Annotated in this window: 14 protein-coding genes; 10 read left to right on the top strand and 4 right to left on the bottom strand. The window is 36.8% G+C overall.

Annotated features, from left to right (window positions below; genetic code table 11):
• Nucleotides 1-3: 3 nt before the first annotated feature.
• The 7 genes from LC814_RS06725 (at nucleotide 4) to trmB (ending at nucleotide 9,314) form a co-directional block, all read left to right on the top strand.
• Nucleotides 4-2,508: a zinc-dependent metalloprotease gene (locus tag LC814_RS06725; protein WP_226063183.1), complete on the top strand. Its 2,505-nt coding sequence runs from the start codon at nucleotides 4-6 to the stop codon at nucleotides 2,506-2,508.
• A complete protein-coding gene (locus LC814_RS06720; protein WP_226063182.1) occupies nucleotides 2,508-2,984 on the top strand; it encodes a hypothetical protein in 477 nt (158 codons plus the stop codon). Before LC814_RS06725 ends, LC814_RS06720 begins: the two co-directional genes overlap by 1 nt.
• Nucleotides 2,950-3,609, top strand: coding sequence for a DUF6048 family protein (locus LC814_RS06715; protein ID WP_226063181.1), 660 nt, complete (start codon nucleotides 2,950-2,952; stop codon nucleotides 3,607-3,609). Before LC814_RS06720 ends, LC814_RS06715 begins: the two co-directional genes overlap by 35 nt.
• 224 nt (nucleotides 3,610-3,833) lie before the next feature.
• Entirely contained in the window at nucleotides 3,834-6,749 is a 2,916-nt protein-coding gene (locus tag LC814_RS06710; RefSeq protein WP_226063180.1) for a reprolysin-like metallopeptidase, read from the top strand.
• A gap of 167 nt (nucleotides 6,750-6,916) precedes the next feature.
• On the top strand, nucleotides 6,917-7,708 hold the full coding sequence (locus LC814_RS06705; protein WP_226063179.1) for a hypothetical protein: 792 nt from the start codon (nucleotides 6,917-6,919) through the stop codon (nucleotides 7,706-7,708).
• A 188-nt stretch (nucleotides 7,709-7,896) separates the two neighbouring features.
• On the top strand, nucleotides 7,897-8,583 hold the full coding sequence (locus LC814_RS06700) for a DUF6759 domain-containing protein (RefSeq protein ID WP_226063178.1): 687 nt from the start codon (nucleotides 7,897-7,899) through the stop codon (nucleotides 8,581-8,583).
• Between the two features lie 53 nt (nucleotides 8,584-8,636).
• Nucleotides 8,637-9,314: a tRNA (guanosine(46)-N7)-methyltransferase TrmB gene (gene trmB / locus LC814_RS06695; protein ID WP_226063177.1), complete on the top strand. Its 678-nt coding sequence runs from the start codon at nucleotides 8,637-8,639 to the stop codon at nucleotides 9,312-9,314.
• 94 nt (nucleotides 9,315-9,408) lie between these two features.
• Here trmB and rpsB read toward each other — a convergent pair whose 3' ends face one another.
• The 3 genes from rpsB to rplM all read right to left on the bottom strand — a co-directional run bounded on the left by rpsB (nucleotide 9,409) and on the right by rplM (nucleotide 11,215).
• Nucleotides 9,409-10,191 carry a 30S ribosomal protein S2 gene (gene rpsB, locus LC814_RS06690; RefSeq protein WP_226063176.1) on the bottom strand — a complete coding sequence of 261 codons (783 nt, stop codon included), beginning with the start codon at nucleotides 10,189-10,191 and terminating at the stop codon, nucleotides 9,409-9,411.
• A 176-nt stretch (nucleotides 10,192-10,367) separates the two neighbouring features.
• On the bottom strand, nucleotides 10,368-10,754 hold the full coding sequence (gene rpsI, locus LC814_RS06685; RefSeq protein WP_226063175.1) for a 30S ribosomal protein S9: 387 nt from the start codon (nucleotides 10,752-10,754) through the stop codon (nucleotides 10,368-10,370).
• A 5-nt stretch (nucleotides 10,755-10,759) separates the two neighbouring features.
• Entirely contained in the window at nucleotides 10,760-11,215 is a 456-nt protein-coding gene (rplM, locus tag LC814_RS06680; RefSeq protein WP_143851893.1) for a 50S ribosomal protein L13, read from the bottom strand.
• Nucleotides 11,216-11,620: 405 nt separating this feature from the next.
• On the opposite strand from rplM, the gene LC814_RS06675 reads away from it, so the two are divergent.
• Entirely contained in the window at nucleotides 11,621-12,487 is an 867-nt protein-coding gene (locus LC814_RS06675; RefSeq protein ID WP_226063174.1) for a GLPGLI family protein, read from the top strand.
• Here LC814_RS06675 and LC814_RS06670 read toward each other — a convergent pair whose 3' ends face one another.
• Nucleotides 12,488-12,820, bottom strand: a complete 333-nt coding sequence (locus tag LC814_RS06670; protein WP_226063173.1) for a hypothetical protein — start codon at nucleotides 12,818-12,820, stop codon at nucleotides 12,488-12,490.
• Between the two features lie 147 nt (nucleotides 12,821-12,967).
• Between LC814_RS06670 and LC814_RS06665 the strand changes: the two genes are divergently transcribed.
• Both LC814_RS06665 and LC814_RS06660 read left to right on the top strand, forming a co-directional pair.
• Entirely contained in the window at nucleotides 12,968-13,363 is a 396-nt protein-coding gene (locus LC814_RS06665) for a hypothetical protein (RefSeq protein WP_226063172.1), read from the top strand.
• Between the two features lie 92 nt (nucleotides 13,364-13,455).
• Nucleotides 13,456-16,836 (top strand): methylmalonyl-CoA mutase family protein, encoded by a 3,381-nt coding sequence (locus LC814_RS06660; protein ID WP_226063171.1) that lies wholly within the window; start codon nucleotides 13,456-13,458, stop codon nucleotides 16,834-16,836.
• Nucleotides 16,837-16,953: the final 117 nt, after the last annotated feature.

Here is a 16,953-nt window from a genome sequence, read left to right as displayed (position 1 = left end):
TATATGAAAGCATTGAAAAACGTATTGTCAGCATTTATACTTTTTGGAGTAATTACGAGCGCTGGTGCTCAGGAAAAAGACACTTTAGTTACAAAAACTGATACGGCAGCAACAGCAAAACCAAAAGCTGGAGCTAAAAAGCCGGAGAAAATAAAACCTTACAAAGACGTGATTACGGATAAAGCCATCACAGATCTGGGAGTTTTAGCGGTACATAAAGTTGATGATAAATTTTATTTTGAAATCCCCAATACAATTCTTGCTAAAGAATTTTTACTCGTTAGCAGATTAACGAAAGCGGCCGCAGGAATGCGCTCTGGAACAAGTGGTTATGCTGGTGACCAGATTGCACAGAACGTAATTACTTTTGAAAAAGGTCCGCAAGATAAAATTTTCATTAAATCAATTTCCTATGTTGATTATGCGAAAGATTCTACTTCGCAGATGTATAATTCGGTGATGCGTAATAATATGCAATCGATTATTATGTCTTTTGATATTAAAGCTTTCGGTAAAGACAAAAAATCTTCAGTAATCGATGTAACCGATATGTTGAACGCTGACAATGAACTCGTGTCATTTGCGGCGCCAGTGAAAAACAGCTATAAAGTTGGTTCTTTCCAGAAAGACAAATCGTATGTCAACTTTGTTAAATCGTTTCCTAATAATCTTGAAATAAATACAACCAAAACTTTTGCAAAAACATTAGGCCGGATTACCGTTCCGCCAGGACAGGAAAAACCTGTGGTAAGTGGAAATTATACCGTAGAAATTAATTCGTCGCTTGTTTTATTGCCCGCCGATAAAATGCAGGCGCGCTATTTTGATGAGCGTGTTGGCTATTTTGCTGTCGGTTATACCGATTTTGATTTAGATCCCCAGGGAGTGAAAAGAGTTTCACTTATAAAAAGATGGAGACTTGAGCCAAAACCAGAAGATCTGGAAAAATATAAAAGAGGTGAATTGGTAGAGCCTGCAAAACCAATCGTTTTTTATATCGATCCAGCGACGCCTAAAAAGTGGGTTCCATTTTTAATAGAAGGTGTTAATGACTGGCAAAAAGCCTTTGAAAAAGCAGGTTTTAAAAATGCCATTTTTGCTAAAGTTCCCAATTCCAAAGATGATCCGGAATGGAGTCTTGAAGATGCAAGATATTCCGCGATTGTTTATAAACCATCAGATGTACCTAATGCGTCCGGACCTTCAATTTCTGATCCACGAACAGGGGAGATTCTGGAAAGTCATATCAACTGGTATCATAATGTAATGCTTCTTTTGAGAAACTGGTATTTTGTACAAGCTTCTCCAAACGATCGACGTGCGAGAAAAATGGATTTCGACGATGCGTTGATGGGTCAATTGATTCGGTTTGTTTCTTCTCATGAAGTTGGACATACCTTAGGTTTGAGACATAATTTCGGATCCAGTTCTACCGTTCCTGTTGAAAAATTAAGAGATAGAAAATGGTTGGAAAAAAATGGTCATACGCCTTCTATCATGGATTATGCACGATTTAATTATGTAGCGCAGCCAGAAGATAAAGTGACCGAAGCTGGACTAATGCCAAGAATTGGTGATTATGATGATTGGGCCATTGATTGGGGTTATCGACGATTTTACCAGTACAATTCTCCCGAAAAAGAAAAAGAGCACCTTAATAAATGGGTGATGAGTAAATTGAAGAACAACCGACTTTGGTTCGGAACAGAAAGCAATCCATACGATCCGCGTTCCCAAAGCGAACAGGTTGGTGACGATGCAATGCTTGCAAGTACTTATGGTATCAAAAATTTACAGCGAATTGTAGATAATCTCCCGAACTGGACGAAAAAACCGAATGAGGATTTCACCAATCTTGCCACAATGTACGATCAAGTGACTGGTCAGTTTTCAAGATATCTTGGCCATGTTTCCAAATACATCGGCGGACAAATGGAAACTCCGAAAACCATCGAACAAAGTGGACCAGTTTATGAAGTGGTTTCCAAAGCAGATCAAAAACGTTCTTTAGATTTCCTAAACCAAAATCTATTTACTACGCCAGAATGGCTTTTGAAGAAAGAGGTTTTTCAGAATACCGAAAAAACACCCGTAACCGTTGTAGAAAATCTTCAGAATTCCGTTTTAAACAGAATTTTAGGAGCCAACGTTCTTCAAATGATGTATCAAAATCAAGTATTGGATCAAAATGCGTATCCCTTAGTTGAATACATGAATGATTTGAAAGGTGATATTTTTAATAATACCGAGGTTGATATTTATCGCAGAAATCTTCAGCGCAATTATGTAGGATCGCTTATTAATGTTCTTAACTCTAAACCTGCACCAGCTTCCAGATTTTCAGGTGGAGTTGCAGTTTCAGAAAATTCAGATGTTTCTGCCATTGTCCGCGGAACATTGAAAACTATAAAAGAAGAAATTGCCATGAAAACCTCTTCTGATTTAGTGAACAAATACCATTATGACGATTTGACGTATAGAATTGAAAAGGCTTTAGATCCTAAATAATGAAACGAAACCTGGTCCTACTTTTTTTACTTTCTATTTTCCTTTATTCCTGCGGGTCCGACGATGATATTTGCATCAGTGGGGAAGCGACGCCGCGAATGAAAATTAAATTTAAAACAAAGTCGACCGGGAAAATGAAAACACTGGATTCGCTCTTTATCGCTGTAGATTACGGGAAAGGTCCAGTGCCCGTTTTTGGCTCTGTGATGAAAACAGATTCGGTGTTAATTCCTTTACGAGTTGATGAAACACCATTTACAGAAATGTATGTAGGAACATCAAGGAAAAAGGTAGATTCGAAAATAAAATTAAATTATACGACGGTGGCGCAATACGTTTCGCCGGCCTGCGGAATTAAAAAGCTCTATCAGAATTTTATTCCCGAATTGGAAGTTCCAAACGCAGTTCTCGGCATAGAACTCAATCAAACCCAGATTATCGATGAAAGCAAAACGCATCTTTTCCTTCTTTTTTAGTTTTCTTTTTATTCTTGCTCTGGCTCAAAATAAAAAAGATTCTATCCCATCAACATGGAAATATGAACCTAATTTTTTAGTTGGTTTTGATGTTTTGAATGCTGGTCTTTCCGTATTTTCGGACCGAAAATTAATTCAGGGATTTGTGTCTTCAAAAATCAAAGATAATTTTTATGCAATTGCAGACGCCGGTTTTGAATCTAATATCTATCAGAAAAATGGCTACGATGCAACAGCTTCAGGTCCTTTTATGCGATTAGGAACTTTATATATGCTGGCGCACGATCCCGAAAATGAACTTAACGGTTTTTATGTAGGCGGTAAAGTGGCAGGTTCATTTTATTCGCAGGAATACAAAGCCGTTCCTATCAGAGGATTTGGAGACAGCGATGTTTCCACGGCATTTCCCTCATCTACTCAAAGTTCCTACTGGATTGAAGGTGCAGTCGGCGGCAGGGTTCAGTTATTTGAATCACCTCTTTATATCGAAGTTACGGTACAGCCAAAATATTTAGTTTTCTCCACCACACAAGAAGAGATTAAGCCCATGATTGTTCCGGGATTTGGTAAAAGCTCCGCAAAATTTAACATCGGTTTCTCCTGGAATATCGCTTATTCCTTCTGATGAATTCTTAATTAACAAGACTGCTTTCTCTGTCTTTCAACTATTAATGGTGGAGTTTTATTTAAAGTTACATTTTGACTTTCAGTGCGGTTTTTAATTTACTAATGAAGCTGCTTAAAGCTTTAAGATGGTATAAATCTGTCTTTTAGAAAAAATTTAAGTTCTATAACTTTGGAAGAGGTTAAAAATAATCTACATTTGAAAAATAATAAAATATCAGTAATATGAAGAAGATCTTTCCTTCTTTCCTTTTGGTAATGTTGGCTACCGCAGCATTTGGCCAGTGGAGTCCAGTTACTTTACAAAGTGACAAAATTCAAAAATCTTCGCAACAATCTATCTATTATTCCTTTGAATATACCAAAATGGTCGCTGCACTTTCACGTGCTGAGGAATCTGGTAAATATGCAACTCCGGTAGAAGTTACATTGCCAACTCTTGACGGAAGGCTAGAAAGATTTGCTGTGTACAGTTCACCTGTAGTGGTGAAATCTTTGGCGGATCGGTATGAACTCGGCTCTTATGCTGGTGTAGGTATTGATGATCCTTCAGCTTATGTTCGGTTCAGTATCGCGCCGAATGATTTCCAGTCGATGATGGTTAGAAATGGAGTTTACGAATTTATCGAACCTCAGAATGTTGAAAAATCAATCTATCGGGTTCATCCTAAAAGTACTAAAAGTGAAGGTGACAAAGCTTTTGTCTGCTCTACCAACGAGACGCCATTAACTAAGCAACAACTCGATCAGATGTATTCCGCGGGAAAAACATTTGATAAAAACGCCCTAAATTTTAATAAATCTTCCGATAAGAAATTTCGAACTTTACGTCTGGCCTTGTCTGTTACAGGAGAATACACCAAGTATTTCGGTGGAGTCTCCCAGGCATTAACTGCTATGAACGCAACGCTTACACGCGTTAACGGAATTTTCGAGAGAGACTTTGCTCTGCGATTAATTCTTCAGGATTTCCCTGCGCTCATTTATACCGATCCCGCTACAGATCCTTACAGCAGTTTAAAGAACTGGAATGTAGAACTTCAAAAAACACTTACCAGTACCATTGGAAATAATGCTTACGATATCGGGCATTTATTCGGTGCCGCAGGTGGTGGTGGCAATGCTGGTTGCGTGGGTTGTATCTGTATCAATCCTTCCAGTGACACTGATAAGGCCAAAGGGTCTGGAATAACTTCGCCCGCGAACGGTATTCCAAAGGGTGACAGTTTTGATCTTGATTTTGTGGCTCACGAACTGGGACATCAAGTTGGTGCAACCCACACTTTCTCTCATCTATTAGAAGGTCAAATAACGAGTATTGAACCCGGTTCTGGATCTACCTTAATGGGTTATGCGGGAATTACCGGTGCAAATACTGATGTGCAATCGAACTCTGATCCGTATTTTCATGTAATATCTATCAATCAGGTACAAAGTAATTTAATAGCTAAAACGTGCGATGTTGAAGTTCCCATCAGTAATAATCCACCGTTTATTACAGCGATGCCAGACGTTACGATTCCAAAATCTACCGCTTTTGTGTTAACTGCTCAGGCCACTGATTCAGAAAATAATGCGCTTACCTATACCTGGGAAGAAATTGATAATGCGATGATTCCCATCGATAAAACGAATCTTGGAAACACAACGACAGGTGCAAGTTTCAGATCTTTGCCACCAGTTGCGAATCCCGCTAGGTCTTTTCCAAAACTGGAAACAGTGCTTTCAGGCGTGGTGAGAAGTCCAGACAGTTGGGAATCTGCTTCAACAGTTGCCAGAACTACCAACTTTAGTGTGAACGTGAGAGATAATCATCCAGATGCTACGCAGAAACAAACTCAAAGTTCTACGCAAAAAGTGATCGTGAGCGATAAAGGACCATTTAAAATTACAAGTTCTAAAGTCTACAATAATGCTTCTGGACCTTTAACTTGGGATGTTGTCGGAACAAATGCTTCGCCTTTTAATGTAAAAGATGTGAAGATAGATTATACAAAAGATAACGGCGCATCGTGGACACTTTTAACAGCTTCAACGCCTAACGACGGTGCGGAACTTTTCAGTTTCGCATCTGCTGCCACTGATTCAGAACTTAAAGTACGCATTTCAGCTATTGGAAATGTCTTTTATGCAGTTGAGACGGTTATCGTTTCTCCCATTGCACCATGTGATGGGACAGCACCGAAAAATTTCACAGTGACAGATATTACGATGGACACTGCTAAATTAAGTTGGGATGCCGTGGCCGGTGCAACTTATATTGTCCGGTATAAAAAATCCACTGAAACCACATGGACTCAGATTTCTGTTTCGGGAGTAGGCTACCTGCTTACGGGTTTAATGGAAACTACAGATTACAATGTACAGGTTGCTGCGGTTTGCTCCGGAAGTACCAGCGCCTATGCAAATGCAACTTTTAAAACTACGGGTCTTACCTATTGTGAATTGGTCTCAAACAGTGCAACTGATGAATTTATCAGCAAAGTTGAAATTACAGCGGAAGGAGCTGCAGGCGTGACGAGTGTCTCAGGAGCGTCAACTTATACTGATTACTCTGATGACGCTACGAGATTGGTAAAACTTAAGTCAAATACAACCAATAATATCATCAAGGTCACTAAAACATGGCCGGGAACTCCTTATGATGATGCGGTAAGTGTATGGATCGACTTTAATAGAAACGGAATATATGAGCAGAACGAGATGATCATGTCAACGGCGCCCAATCAAACCACATCAGTAACTGCGACATTTTCAGTTCCTGCGGATGCTTATACTGGAGATAAAACCGTCGGAATGCGTGTTGCATTAAGATATAACGGAACACAAACTTCACCATGCGGAACCATTAATTATGGCGAAGTAGAGGATTATGCAGTTAAAATCTCCTCAGTGTTGGGTATAAATAATCCAAAAACAGACCAGATTCAGGTATATCCGAATCCTGCGATTGATTTATTAAACATTACGAAAGTTACCGATAAGGCAAGCTATAAAATCTATAATATGGCAGGTCAACTGGTTTCTAATGGGAAAGTAATTGATTATAAAGTACAGGTTACAAACCTTTTAAAAGGTGTTTACATCATCTCTATCGAAGAAGATGGTGAGATTGCAAAATTGAAATTCATCAAAAAGTAAGAGTCATTTTTTCAATAAGAAAATCCCTGGGCGATGTCCGGGGATTTTTCTTTTTAATAACGGTAAATAAATTAACACTAATTTGGAGGCTTTAACCAAACTTTAACCCAAATTCTGCATCAAAGAACGTGATCGTACCGAAAAAAAACATTTATTTTGCGCACTGTATGAAGAAGTTACTATTCCTGGGAATTCTATTTATTTTAACTAATGTTCAGGCGCAATATTTTAGCGGCGAAATCATTATCCGGGATAAATCGGTATATTACCTCAATCAGATTTATGTAACGAATGTCACAGCACACAAAACGGTGTATACCGACTATTTTGGAACGTTTAAAATTCCGGCAAAAGAAGGAGATGTAATTCGGTTTACATCGATCGTTACCGATCGGAAAGACGTGACCGTTACCGCTGAACAGCTGGAGACTTCAAAGAATTTTGTTGAATTGAAGATTGCGTATTACGATATTCAGGAAGTGATCATCAGCAGATTTAAACCCACAGGAAATCTTCGAAAAGATGTGACTTCTCTTAGAAATGGAGAAAAAGCTCTGGCTTTGCAGAAAATGATCGGTTTGCCAAGTCCAAAAGGAGACGGTACGCCGCCACAATTGCCCGTTGCAGGATTCAGTGGAGGAGGTTTAACTTTTAGTTTAGAAAGCGTTTACGATATTCTTTCTGGAGAACGCAAGAAAAAAGAAAGGGCACAACAATACGAAAAAATGAATTCTTCCGTTAAGAATATCAAAAATTACTTTGGTGTACCGTATTTCACCGCTCTTAAGATTCCCGAAAATTTAATTGAAAACTTTTTACAGTTTGTCTATTCGTCGGATGATATTTATTCTTACGTGCAAGCAAATAATTACGAAGTAATTGGAATATATATTGAGAAATATCTGCCAATTTATCAGCGGAGATTAAAAAACTCTAATCTGATGGAGCAAGTAAAATAAGGCATTAGAACAATTTTTAAGTAATATTTTTTTATATTTGGCGACGTATTATTAAAGTCAGTTTTTAGCACACCAATACTCAAACTGTACTTCACCGAAAATTTTTAAAGTCTATGGCGTTTTTGAAAAAAATAACTTTTCTACTTTTTATCACTTTATTTTGTGCAAATTTTTCCGCACAGAAAAAAATGAAGGATTATTCCCGTATCATGCGAAGTACCAGCATTTATGAAATAGATGCTTTTCTGAAAGATGCACATCCAGATGATCCGAAAAGATTGCTTTTAAAACCACGATTAATTAAACTGCTAAAAGAATATATTAAAAATGCTCATCCTGCAGATCAGCGTGTTCCGCATTTTCAAGAAAAAATAGCCTTACTGTACAGCAGACCTTCAACCAAAATTGGTTTCGAGGAAATGAATGAAATTATTAAGCAAAAACAAATTGCCAAATTTGAGGCGCAACTGGCAGCGAAAAATTACGCTGCAAACCTGAGCGCTGAAGCACTAGGCGAATCTTCTGCATTACTTGATTCTAATGAGCAAGAAGAGTTTCTGATGTTGATGTCGGTATCACCGATGGAACATAAAAATAAAACTGTTCAGATTTTGAATTCTTTGTTTGATAACGATCCTACCAGCAAAGAAAGTATTGTAATGATTGAAAATAAATCGAACTGCAATATGATTATGCGTATAGAGGGCGTGGGCAATACCAAATATCGCCTTGCTGTTCCTACACAGGCCGAAGGTTCAATTGTAGTGCAAAAAGGTAGTTACCTCTTCACAACTAAGGTTTGCGGCGCAGATTACGCTTCGCAGAAGTCTGTGCAAAAAGCTTTGATTGTATCTTTAAATAATCCGGGTAAATAAACCGTTCCCTTTAAATTAAAATTCCCAAGAAGCCCTGGCTTTTTCTATATCCTATGGGTAAAAATAAAATGGCAAGATTTGCCGAAAATGAAACGCTTCCAAACGTATTTCAGCCGACCAGAGCAGAAGCTTTGGCAAATTATCATCTGAAAGGCAAATGGAGACAAGAAGTATTTAAAAATGATAATCCCATCGTTTTAGAACTGGGTTGTGGAAAAGGAGAATATTCTGTCGGATTAGGAAGAGCGTTCCCCGAAAAAAACTTTATTGGTATTGATATTAAAGGTGCGCGTTTTTGGTTTGGAGCAAAAGATGCCCTTGAAAATAATTTAAATAACATTGCTTTTCTACGAACACAAATAGAACTGATTGATTGTTTTTTCGCAGAAGATGAGGTTGATGAAATCTGGATTACATTTCCAGATCCGCAAATTAAATATAGACGCACAAAACACAGAATGACGCATCCTGATTTTCTGGAACGTTATAAAAAGATTCTGAAAAAAGACGGCATCATGCATTTGAAAACTGATTCAGAATTTTTACACGGTTATACTTTGGGACTTCTTCAAGGTTTAGATCATGAAATTCTCTTCGCCAATCACGACATTTATGGTGCGCCGGAGTTTGATCCGGAAACGCCGATGTTAAGAGAAATTAAAACCTACTACGAAGAATTATTTGAATCGAAAGGAAAAACCATTACGTATATAAAATTCAAGATCAATTAAGAAATAGAGAATTTATTTTTCCATTTTAAAAATAGGCACAAAAAAAAAGGTTCAGAAATAAATTCTGAACCTTTTTTATATTCAAGATAAAATCTTATTCTGCAGCAGGAGCTGGAGTTTCAGAAGTAAAATCTGCGTCAGCATCAGCTGATACTTTTTCTCCTTCTTCTTTAGATTTTTCTTTGTCGGCTTTTCTTTGAGATAAACCTTCCTTGATTGAATCTGAAACAACGCTTAACAACATATCAATTGATTTTGAAGCATCATCATTTCCAGGAATTACATATTCTACTTTTCTTGGATCTGAGTTCGTATCAACAATTGCGAAAACTGGAATACCCAATTTTTTCGCTTCTGTTACTGCGATGTGTTCTTTCATAATATCAACAACAAAAAGTGCTGATGGAAGACGAACCATGTCAGAGATTGAACCTAAATTTTTCTCCAAGTTTGCTCTTTGACGATCAACTTGTAGTCTTTCTTTTTTAGATAAAGTTTCGAAAGTTCCGTCTTTCTTCATTTTATCAATGTGGTTCATTTTCTTAACAGCTTTACGGATGGTAACAAAGTTTGTCAACATTCCTCCAGGCCATCTTTCAGTAATATAAGGCATATTAAGTTCAGCAGCATATTTCGCTACCACTTCTTTCGCTTGTTTCTTAGTTGCTACGAAAAGAACTTTTTTACCTGCAGAAGTAATTTTTTCTAAAGCTGAACAAGCTTCATCTAATTTTACTGCTGTTTTATGTAAGTCTACGATGTGAATACCGTTTTTCTCCATAAAAATGTATGGAGCCATATTTGGATTCCACTTTCTGGTCATGTGACCGAAGTGTACGCCTGCCTCTAAAAGGTCTTTAACATTTGCTTTTGCCATGTCTCTTTTTTGTTTTTAGTTTACGTGCCGCTTTATGCAATCAACAATTTCTTTGATGGGAGAAATGTTTGGGTGCTAAACTAACGGGGCATTTTTTGGGTTAGATAATAGATGAAAAACAATAGACAGGAGATAAAAAATCTCTAATCTTTTGTCGCCAAGTCTCAAATCTCGTCTTAACGTTTCGAGAATTGGAATTTCTTTCTTGCTTTTTTCTGACCTGGTTTTTTTCTTTCAACCATTCTTGCGTCTCTTGTAAGCAATCCGTGTGGCTTAAGAAGCAAACGGTATTCTTCGTTGATTTCGCAAAGTGCTCTTGAAATAGCTAATCTGATTGCTTCAGCCTGACCTGTAATTCCACCACCGAAAACATTCACAGTTACGTCATACTGACCAGCTGTTTCTGTTAATAAAAATGGTTGATTTACTTTGTAAACCAAAACGTCAGTTCCAAAGTATTCCTTAGAATCCTTTTTATTTATCGTGATTACACCAGTACCTGGTCTCACGTAAATTCTTGCAACAGCAGTTTTTCTTCTTCCGATTTTATGAACTATTGACATATTAATTATTTGAATTCGTTAATATTAATTACTTTCGGCGTTTGAGCTTCATGTTTATGTTCAGTTCCTTCATATAAATAAAGGTTCTTAAACAATACAGATCCTAATTTGTTTTTTGGAAGCATACCTTTTACAGATTTTTCCAATACTTTCAAAGAATCTTTCTTTTGAAGTTCTAGCGCAGTCATTGACTTTTGACCACCTGGATAACCAGTATGCCAAATGTAAGTTTTGTCAGCCCACTTGTTTCCAGAAAGAGTAATCTTTCCAGCATTCAAAACGATTACATTGTCTCCGCAGTCTGCGTGAGGTGTAAAATTCGTTTTGTGCTTACCTCTCAAAATCTTTGCAACCTTAGAAGCTAATCTTCCTAACGGTTGTCCTTCAGCGTCTACCACAACCCATTCTTTATTTGCGGTAGCTTTGTTAGCTGAGACGGTTTTGTAACTTAATGTATTCACACTTTTTCGTTTACGATTAAACATAATTTTCCCCAAAACGGGTGTGCAAAGGTAGGATTTTTTTTTCTATTCCGAAAAGATTTCGTAATATTTGTCCGAAATCATTTCCTTCAAAATATTTTTCTACCTAAAATATTCACGCTGAATGTCTTCCGTAATTATTATATTTAAATTTAACATCTTCCAAAAGCAAAAAATATCCTGCTTAAACGTCATTTTTTTCGGTTTTTAATTTATGACAATCATTACGCTAATTTTCTTTCATTAAAAAAATAAAAAATTTGCCGCTTTTTGAGTAAATTTTTGCGCATTGAAATGCGCGTAAAAATTTTATTAAAGAAATTTTCATTCCTCCAACTTTCGAATCCAAAAAAGAATTATCTTTCCATTTAAATTACATTAACAATGAAAAAATTTGCCGCTTTATTACTCTTTTTTTCCGTTTTGTCTTCCGCGCAGAACCAACGATTTATTTACGATTACAGTTTTGTACGGGATACTTTAAATAAAGATAACATAAGCAAAGAACTCATGTATCTTGATGTTTCCAAAGACGGGTCGAAGTTTTACAGCCGCGATGCTTTCGTTGCAGATTCTACAAGGGTTGCCTATTATGAAAAACAAATTCAGGCTACTGGTGCGATGAATGTTTCTCTTACAGTTCGACCAAGAAATTCCGGAATTATAACGTATAAAGTTTTTAAGGATTACCCAAAACAAGAAGTTTCTTTAGAAACCAGAATAGGCGGGGATTTATTTAATGTTGCTGATGATCGAAAAATGGTTTGGAAAATCTTACCTGAAAAAATGAAAATCGGAGAATTTGAAACACAAAAAGCCACTACTACTTTTGCCGGCAGAAATTGGACTGCCTATTTCGCTACCGAATTACCTTTTCAAGATGGGCCTTATAAATTTAGTGGTCTTCCGGGTTTGATTGTTAAAATGGAAGATGCTTCAAAAACACATCAATTTGAATTAAAAGGAGTGACTAAATTTACACCTTCAAAACCGAAAATCTCTGAATTTAATCAGGAAGTTACTCCAATACGCATTACGCAGGAAAAATATAAAAAACTCTTCTGGGAGATGAGAAATGATCCCGCAAAAGATTTTAAACAAATGATCGTGAAGGGAAACATAGGCAATATGAAAGATGGAAACGGAGCTGCAATCTCACCAACTGAGTTTATAAAAAGGACGGAGAATAGCGCTAAAGAAAAACAAGCAAAAAACAATAATTCAATTGAAATTGATATGCTAAAACCTTAATTATTTCCGCAATGATTTAGATCTTCTAAAACTGGCAAATACATAATATGCCACAAAAACCATCGAAAATTTAATTATAGAAGGAACTGCTTTTTCTAAACTGAAAAATAGTATTCCGATGATGACTAGAATTCCCATCGCTAAAAAAGAGTAAATCAATTTCTGAGGCAAGGAAAATTTTTCATTATCTAAAAAATAGGCAATTCCCCACGCCAAACCAAAAGCAAATGCGTAATATAGATCAAGTTCCCAACCTTGACTTCCTAACAGGAAATAGTTCAGGAGAAAACTGATGGAGGTTCCGGCGAATAAATAAAGAAACGTCTTTTGCATTTGAAATTATTTTGCTCAAAAATACCAATTTTAATTTTTAGCCAAACCGCAATCAATTCAATTATTAAATAGTTAGGTCCGCAAAAGTCTGACTGCTATATATATTGTAGACATTCCGATTAAAATTTATATTTGTAGTAAAATAATATGAGAATCTACAAATTCATGATCCTGTTCGCGTTATTTTCCCTCTTCTCTTGCCAACAGATTGTAGATAATTATTGGGAGCGAAAAGCAGAAGAAAATTACAGCTCTCCTTATAAAGGAGTATATATTGGTACCTATTCCGGTTCGGATCAGGGAACGCTTCATATTGAAATTTCCGCAAAAAATTTTGTTGAAGTAAAAAGAATATCAACACTTAGTGCGGTCAACGAGACATTTGAAGGCGGTATGATTGGCGCCTCATTTAATCAAGTACAATCCCGCATTTCTGGATTTGCCATTTTAGGGAATGTCATCAGAAGTCCAGAAAATACATATTCTGGCACCTGGAAAATTGACGAAGGTAATTCTGGTACGTGGATTCTGAAAAAACAATAACTTTTAGAAGAAAACCTTTTAAGAAATCTCAAAGGCTTTTCTTTTTCCAAAATTTCTAAAATCCGTATCTTTGGGACAATCGAAATTATATTATGAATCAAGAAAAATATACGCCCAAAAATAAAGTGAGAGTCGTAACAGCCGCTTCTTTATTTGATGGACACGACGCTGCTATTAATATTATGAGAAGAATGATTCAGGCCACAGGTGCCGAAGTTATTCATCTCGGTCACGATAAATCTGCGGAAGAAGTGGTGGATTGCGCTATTCAGGAAGATGCAAACGCAATTGCCTTGACTTCTTATCAAGGTGGTCACAACGAATATTTTAAATATATCTACGATCTTCTTCGTCAGAAAGGAGCACCTCAAATCAAGATCTTTGGTGGTGGCGGTGGCGTAATTCTTCCCGAAGAAATTCGAGAATTAATGGAATACGGCATCGACCGAATTTATTCCCCTGATGATGGCCGTGAAATGGGTTTACAAGGAATGATCAATGATTTGGTACAAAGATCCGACTTCGCTACGGGAGAACATATTGAAGTTTCAGATCTAGATAAAATTAAATTTGAAGATTCGAAATCCATCGCAGAAGTTATTTCAGCCGTAGAAAATTTCTCCGATGAAAAACCTGAGTTGGTAAAAGCCATTGACGAAAAAGCAAAAGATTCTAAAATTCCAATTATCGGAATTACCGGAACTGGTGGTGCAGGGAAGTCTTCTTTAACAGACGAATTGGTTCGTCGTTTTTTACGTTCAAATCCAGATCAAAAGATCGCGATTGTTTCCGTAGATCCTTCTAAAAAGAAAACCGGAGGAGCACTTTTGGGTGATAGAATTAGAATGAACTCCATTAATGATCCTCGCGTTTATATGCGTTCGATGGCGACTCGTGAGAATAATGTTTCTGTTTCTCCATATATTCATTCTGCTTTAAATATTTTAAAATTAGCAAAACCTGACGTCATCATTTTGGAAACTTCCGGGATTGGACAATCGGGTTCAGAAATTACAGATATTGCAGATGTTTCCATGTACGTAATGACGCCGGAATATGGTGCTTCTACGCAATTGGAAAAAATTGATATGTTGGATTATGCCGATTTGGTTGTTTTAAACAAATCAGATAAGCGTGGTGCTTTAGACGCATTACAAGCTGTTCGTAAAACCTATCAACGGAATCACGTTGCTTTTGACAAGACTTTAGAAGAAATGCCTGTCTTTTCAACCAAAGCAAGTCAGTTCAACGACTACGGAACCACAGAATTATACAATGCTTTAATTAATAAGGTTAACGAAACTTTAGAAAAAACTCAAGGGGAAACTGCGCCAAAATTTAAAGAATTTGTAGAACAAAATGTTTCTGACGATATTACGGTAATTCCGCCAAAACGTGTGCGTTATCTCTCGGAAATTGTAGAAAGCAATCATGCTTACGATAAAGAAGTTGAAAATCAGGCGCTTATCGCAAAGAGAATGTATCTTTTGGAAGGTGCCAAAGTACTCATCACCGATGATCAACATACAACCGATAAATTAGAAAAAGCTTTCCTTAAAACGAAAAAAGAACTTTCTGAAGAAAATATCGCATTTCTAAAAGGCTGGAAACATTTTAAAGAAGAAATGTCGCAAGACGCTTATTCCTATTTTGTCCGCGGAAAGGAAATTAAAGTAGAAACAAAATATGAATCTTTATCGCATTTAAAAATCCCGAAATTATCGTTACCGAAATTTCAGGATTGGGGAGATTTGCTTCGTTGGAAAGGTCAGGAAAATGTTCCAGGACAATTTCCGTACACCGCTGGATTATTCCCTTTTAAAAGAACGGGTGAAGATCCAACCAGAATGTTTGCGGGAGAAGGCGGACCCGAAAGAACGAACCGTAGATTCCATTATGTGTCTGCAGATATGGACGCGAAACGTTTGTCAACCGCTTTTGACTCTGTAACTTTATACGGACAAGATCCCGCTTTTCCACCAGATATTTATGGGAAGATCGGAAATGCCGGAGTTTCAATTGCGACATTAGATGATGCGAAAAAATTGTATTCCGGTTTTGATCTGGTGAATGCCATGACTTCGGTTTCCATGACGATTAATGGTCCAGCTCCAATGTTGCTCGCGTTTTTTATGAATGCAGCAATTGATCAAAATGTAGAAAAATATTTATCTGAAAATAATCTTTGGGAAAAAGTTGAAGCACAGTTAAAAGCCAAATTTGATGATAAAGGTTTGAAAAGACCATCGTATGAAGGCGAACTTCCAAAAGGAAATAACGGCTTAGGTTTAAAATTATTAGGAATTACAGGCGACGAAGTAATCGATGCTGAAACGTATAATAAAATTAAAGCAGAAACGATCGCAAACGTTCGTGGAACCGTTCAGGCAGATATTTTAAAAGAAGATCAGGCACAAAATACCTGTATTTTCTCTACGGAATTTGCCTTGAGATTAATGGGCGACGTTCAGCAGTATTTCATTGATGAAAAAGTGAGAAACTTTTATTCGGTTTCCATTTCTGGGTATCACATTGCAGAAGCGGGCGCAAATCCAATATCACAATTGGCGTTTACCTTGGCAAATGGTTTCACGTATGTTGAATATTATTTGAGCCGCGGAATGAATATCAATGATTTCGCTCCGAATTTATCGTTCTTCTTCTCCAACGGATTGGATCCTGAATACGCCGTAATCGGTAGAGTTGCACGTAGAATTTGGGCAAAAGCCATGAAGTTTAAATACCATGCGAACGAAAGATCTCAAATGTTGAAATATCATATTCAAACTTCCGGAAGATCTTTGCACGCGCAGGAAATTGACTTTAATGATATCAGAACGACATTACAAGCATTGTATGCGATTTACGACAATTGTAACTCTTTGCATACCAATGCTTATGATGAAGCGATTACGACTCCTACTGAAGATTCGGTGAGAAGAGCGATGGCAATTCAGCTCATCATTAATAAAGAATTAGGTTTAGCGAAAAACGAAAATCCGTTGCAAGGTTCCTTTATTATTGAAGAATTAACCGATTTAGTAGAAGAAGCTGTTTACACGGAATTTGATAGAATTACTGAACGTGGAGGAGTTTTAGGAGCGATGGAAACCATGTATCAACGTTCAAAAATTCAGGAAGAAAGTATGCATTATGAAATGTTGAAACATACCGGAGAATTTCCAATTATTGGGGTAAATACATTCCTTGGAAAAGACGGTTCACCAACAGTTTTACCTAGAGAAGTAATTCGTTCAACTGAAGAAGAAAAACAATTGCAGATTCAGAATTTAGAAAACTTCCAGAAATCTCACGCTGATAAAAGCGAAAAGATTTTACATGACTTACAAATAGCCGCCATTAACCAGGAAAACTTATTTGAAAAAATGATGGAAGCCGTGAAATATTGTTCACTTGGACAAATTACCAATGCTTTGTTTGAAGTTGGGGGGATGTATCGACGGAATATGTAATCTATAATTTAACTTTTCAAAATTTGTTTATTACCAACCGTGTCAAGGTTTTAAACCTTGACACGGTTTTTTTTAGGATTTTTGAATGTTGTTAATTTTCGTTAAATCAAATAATTT

The sequence above is a fragment of the Kaistella polysaccharea genome (genome assembly GCF_020410745.1).
Classification (GTDB): domain Bacteria; phylum Bacteroidota; class Bacteroidia; order Flavobacteriales; family Weeksellaceae; genus Kaistella; species Kaistella polysaccharea.
This window is presented reverse-complemented; position numbering and strand designations above follow the sequence as displayed.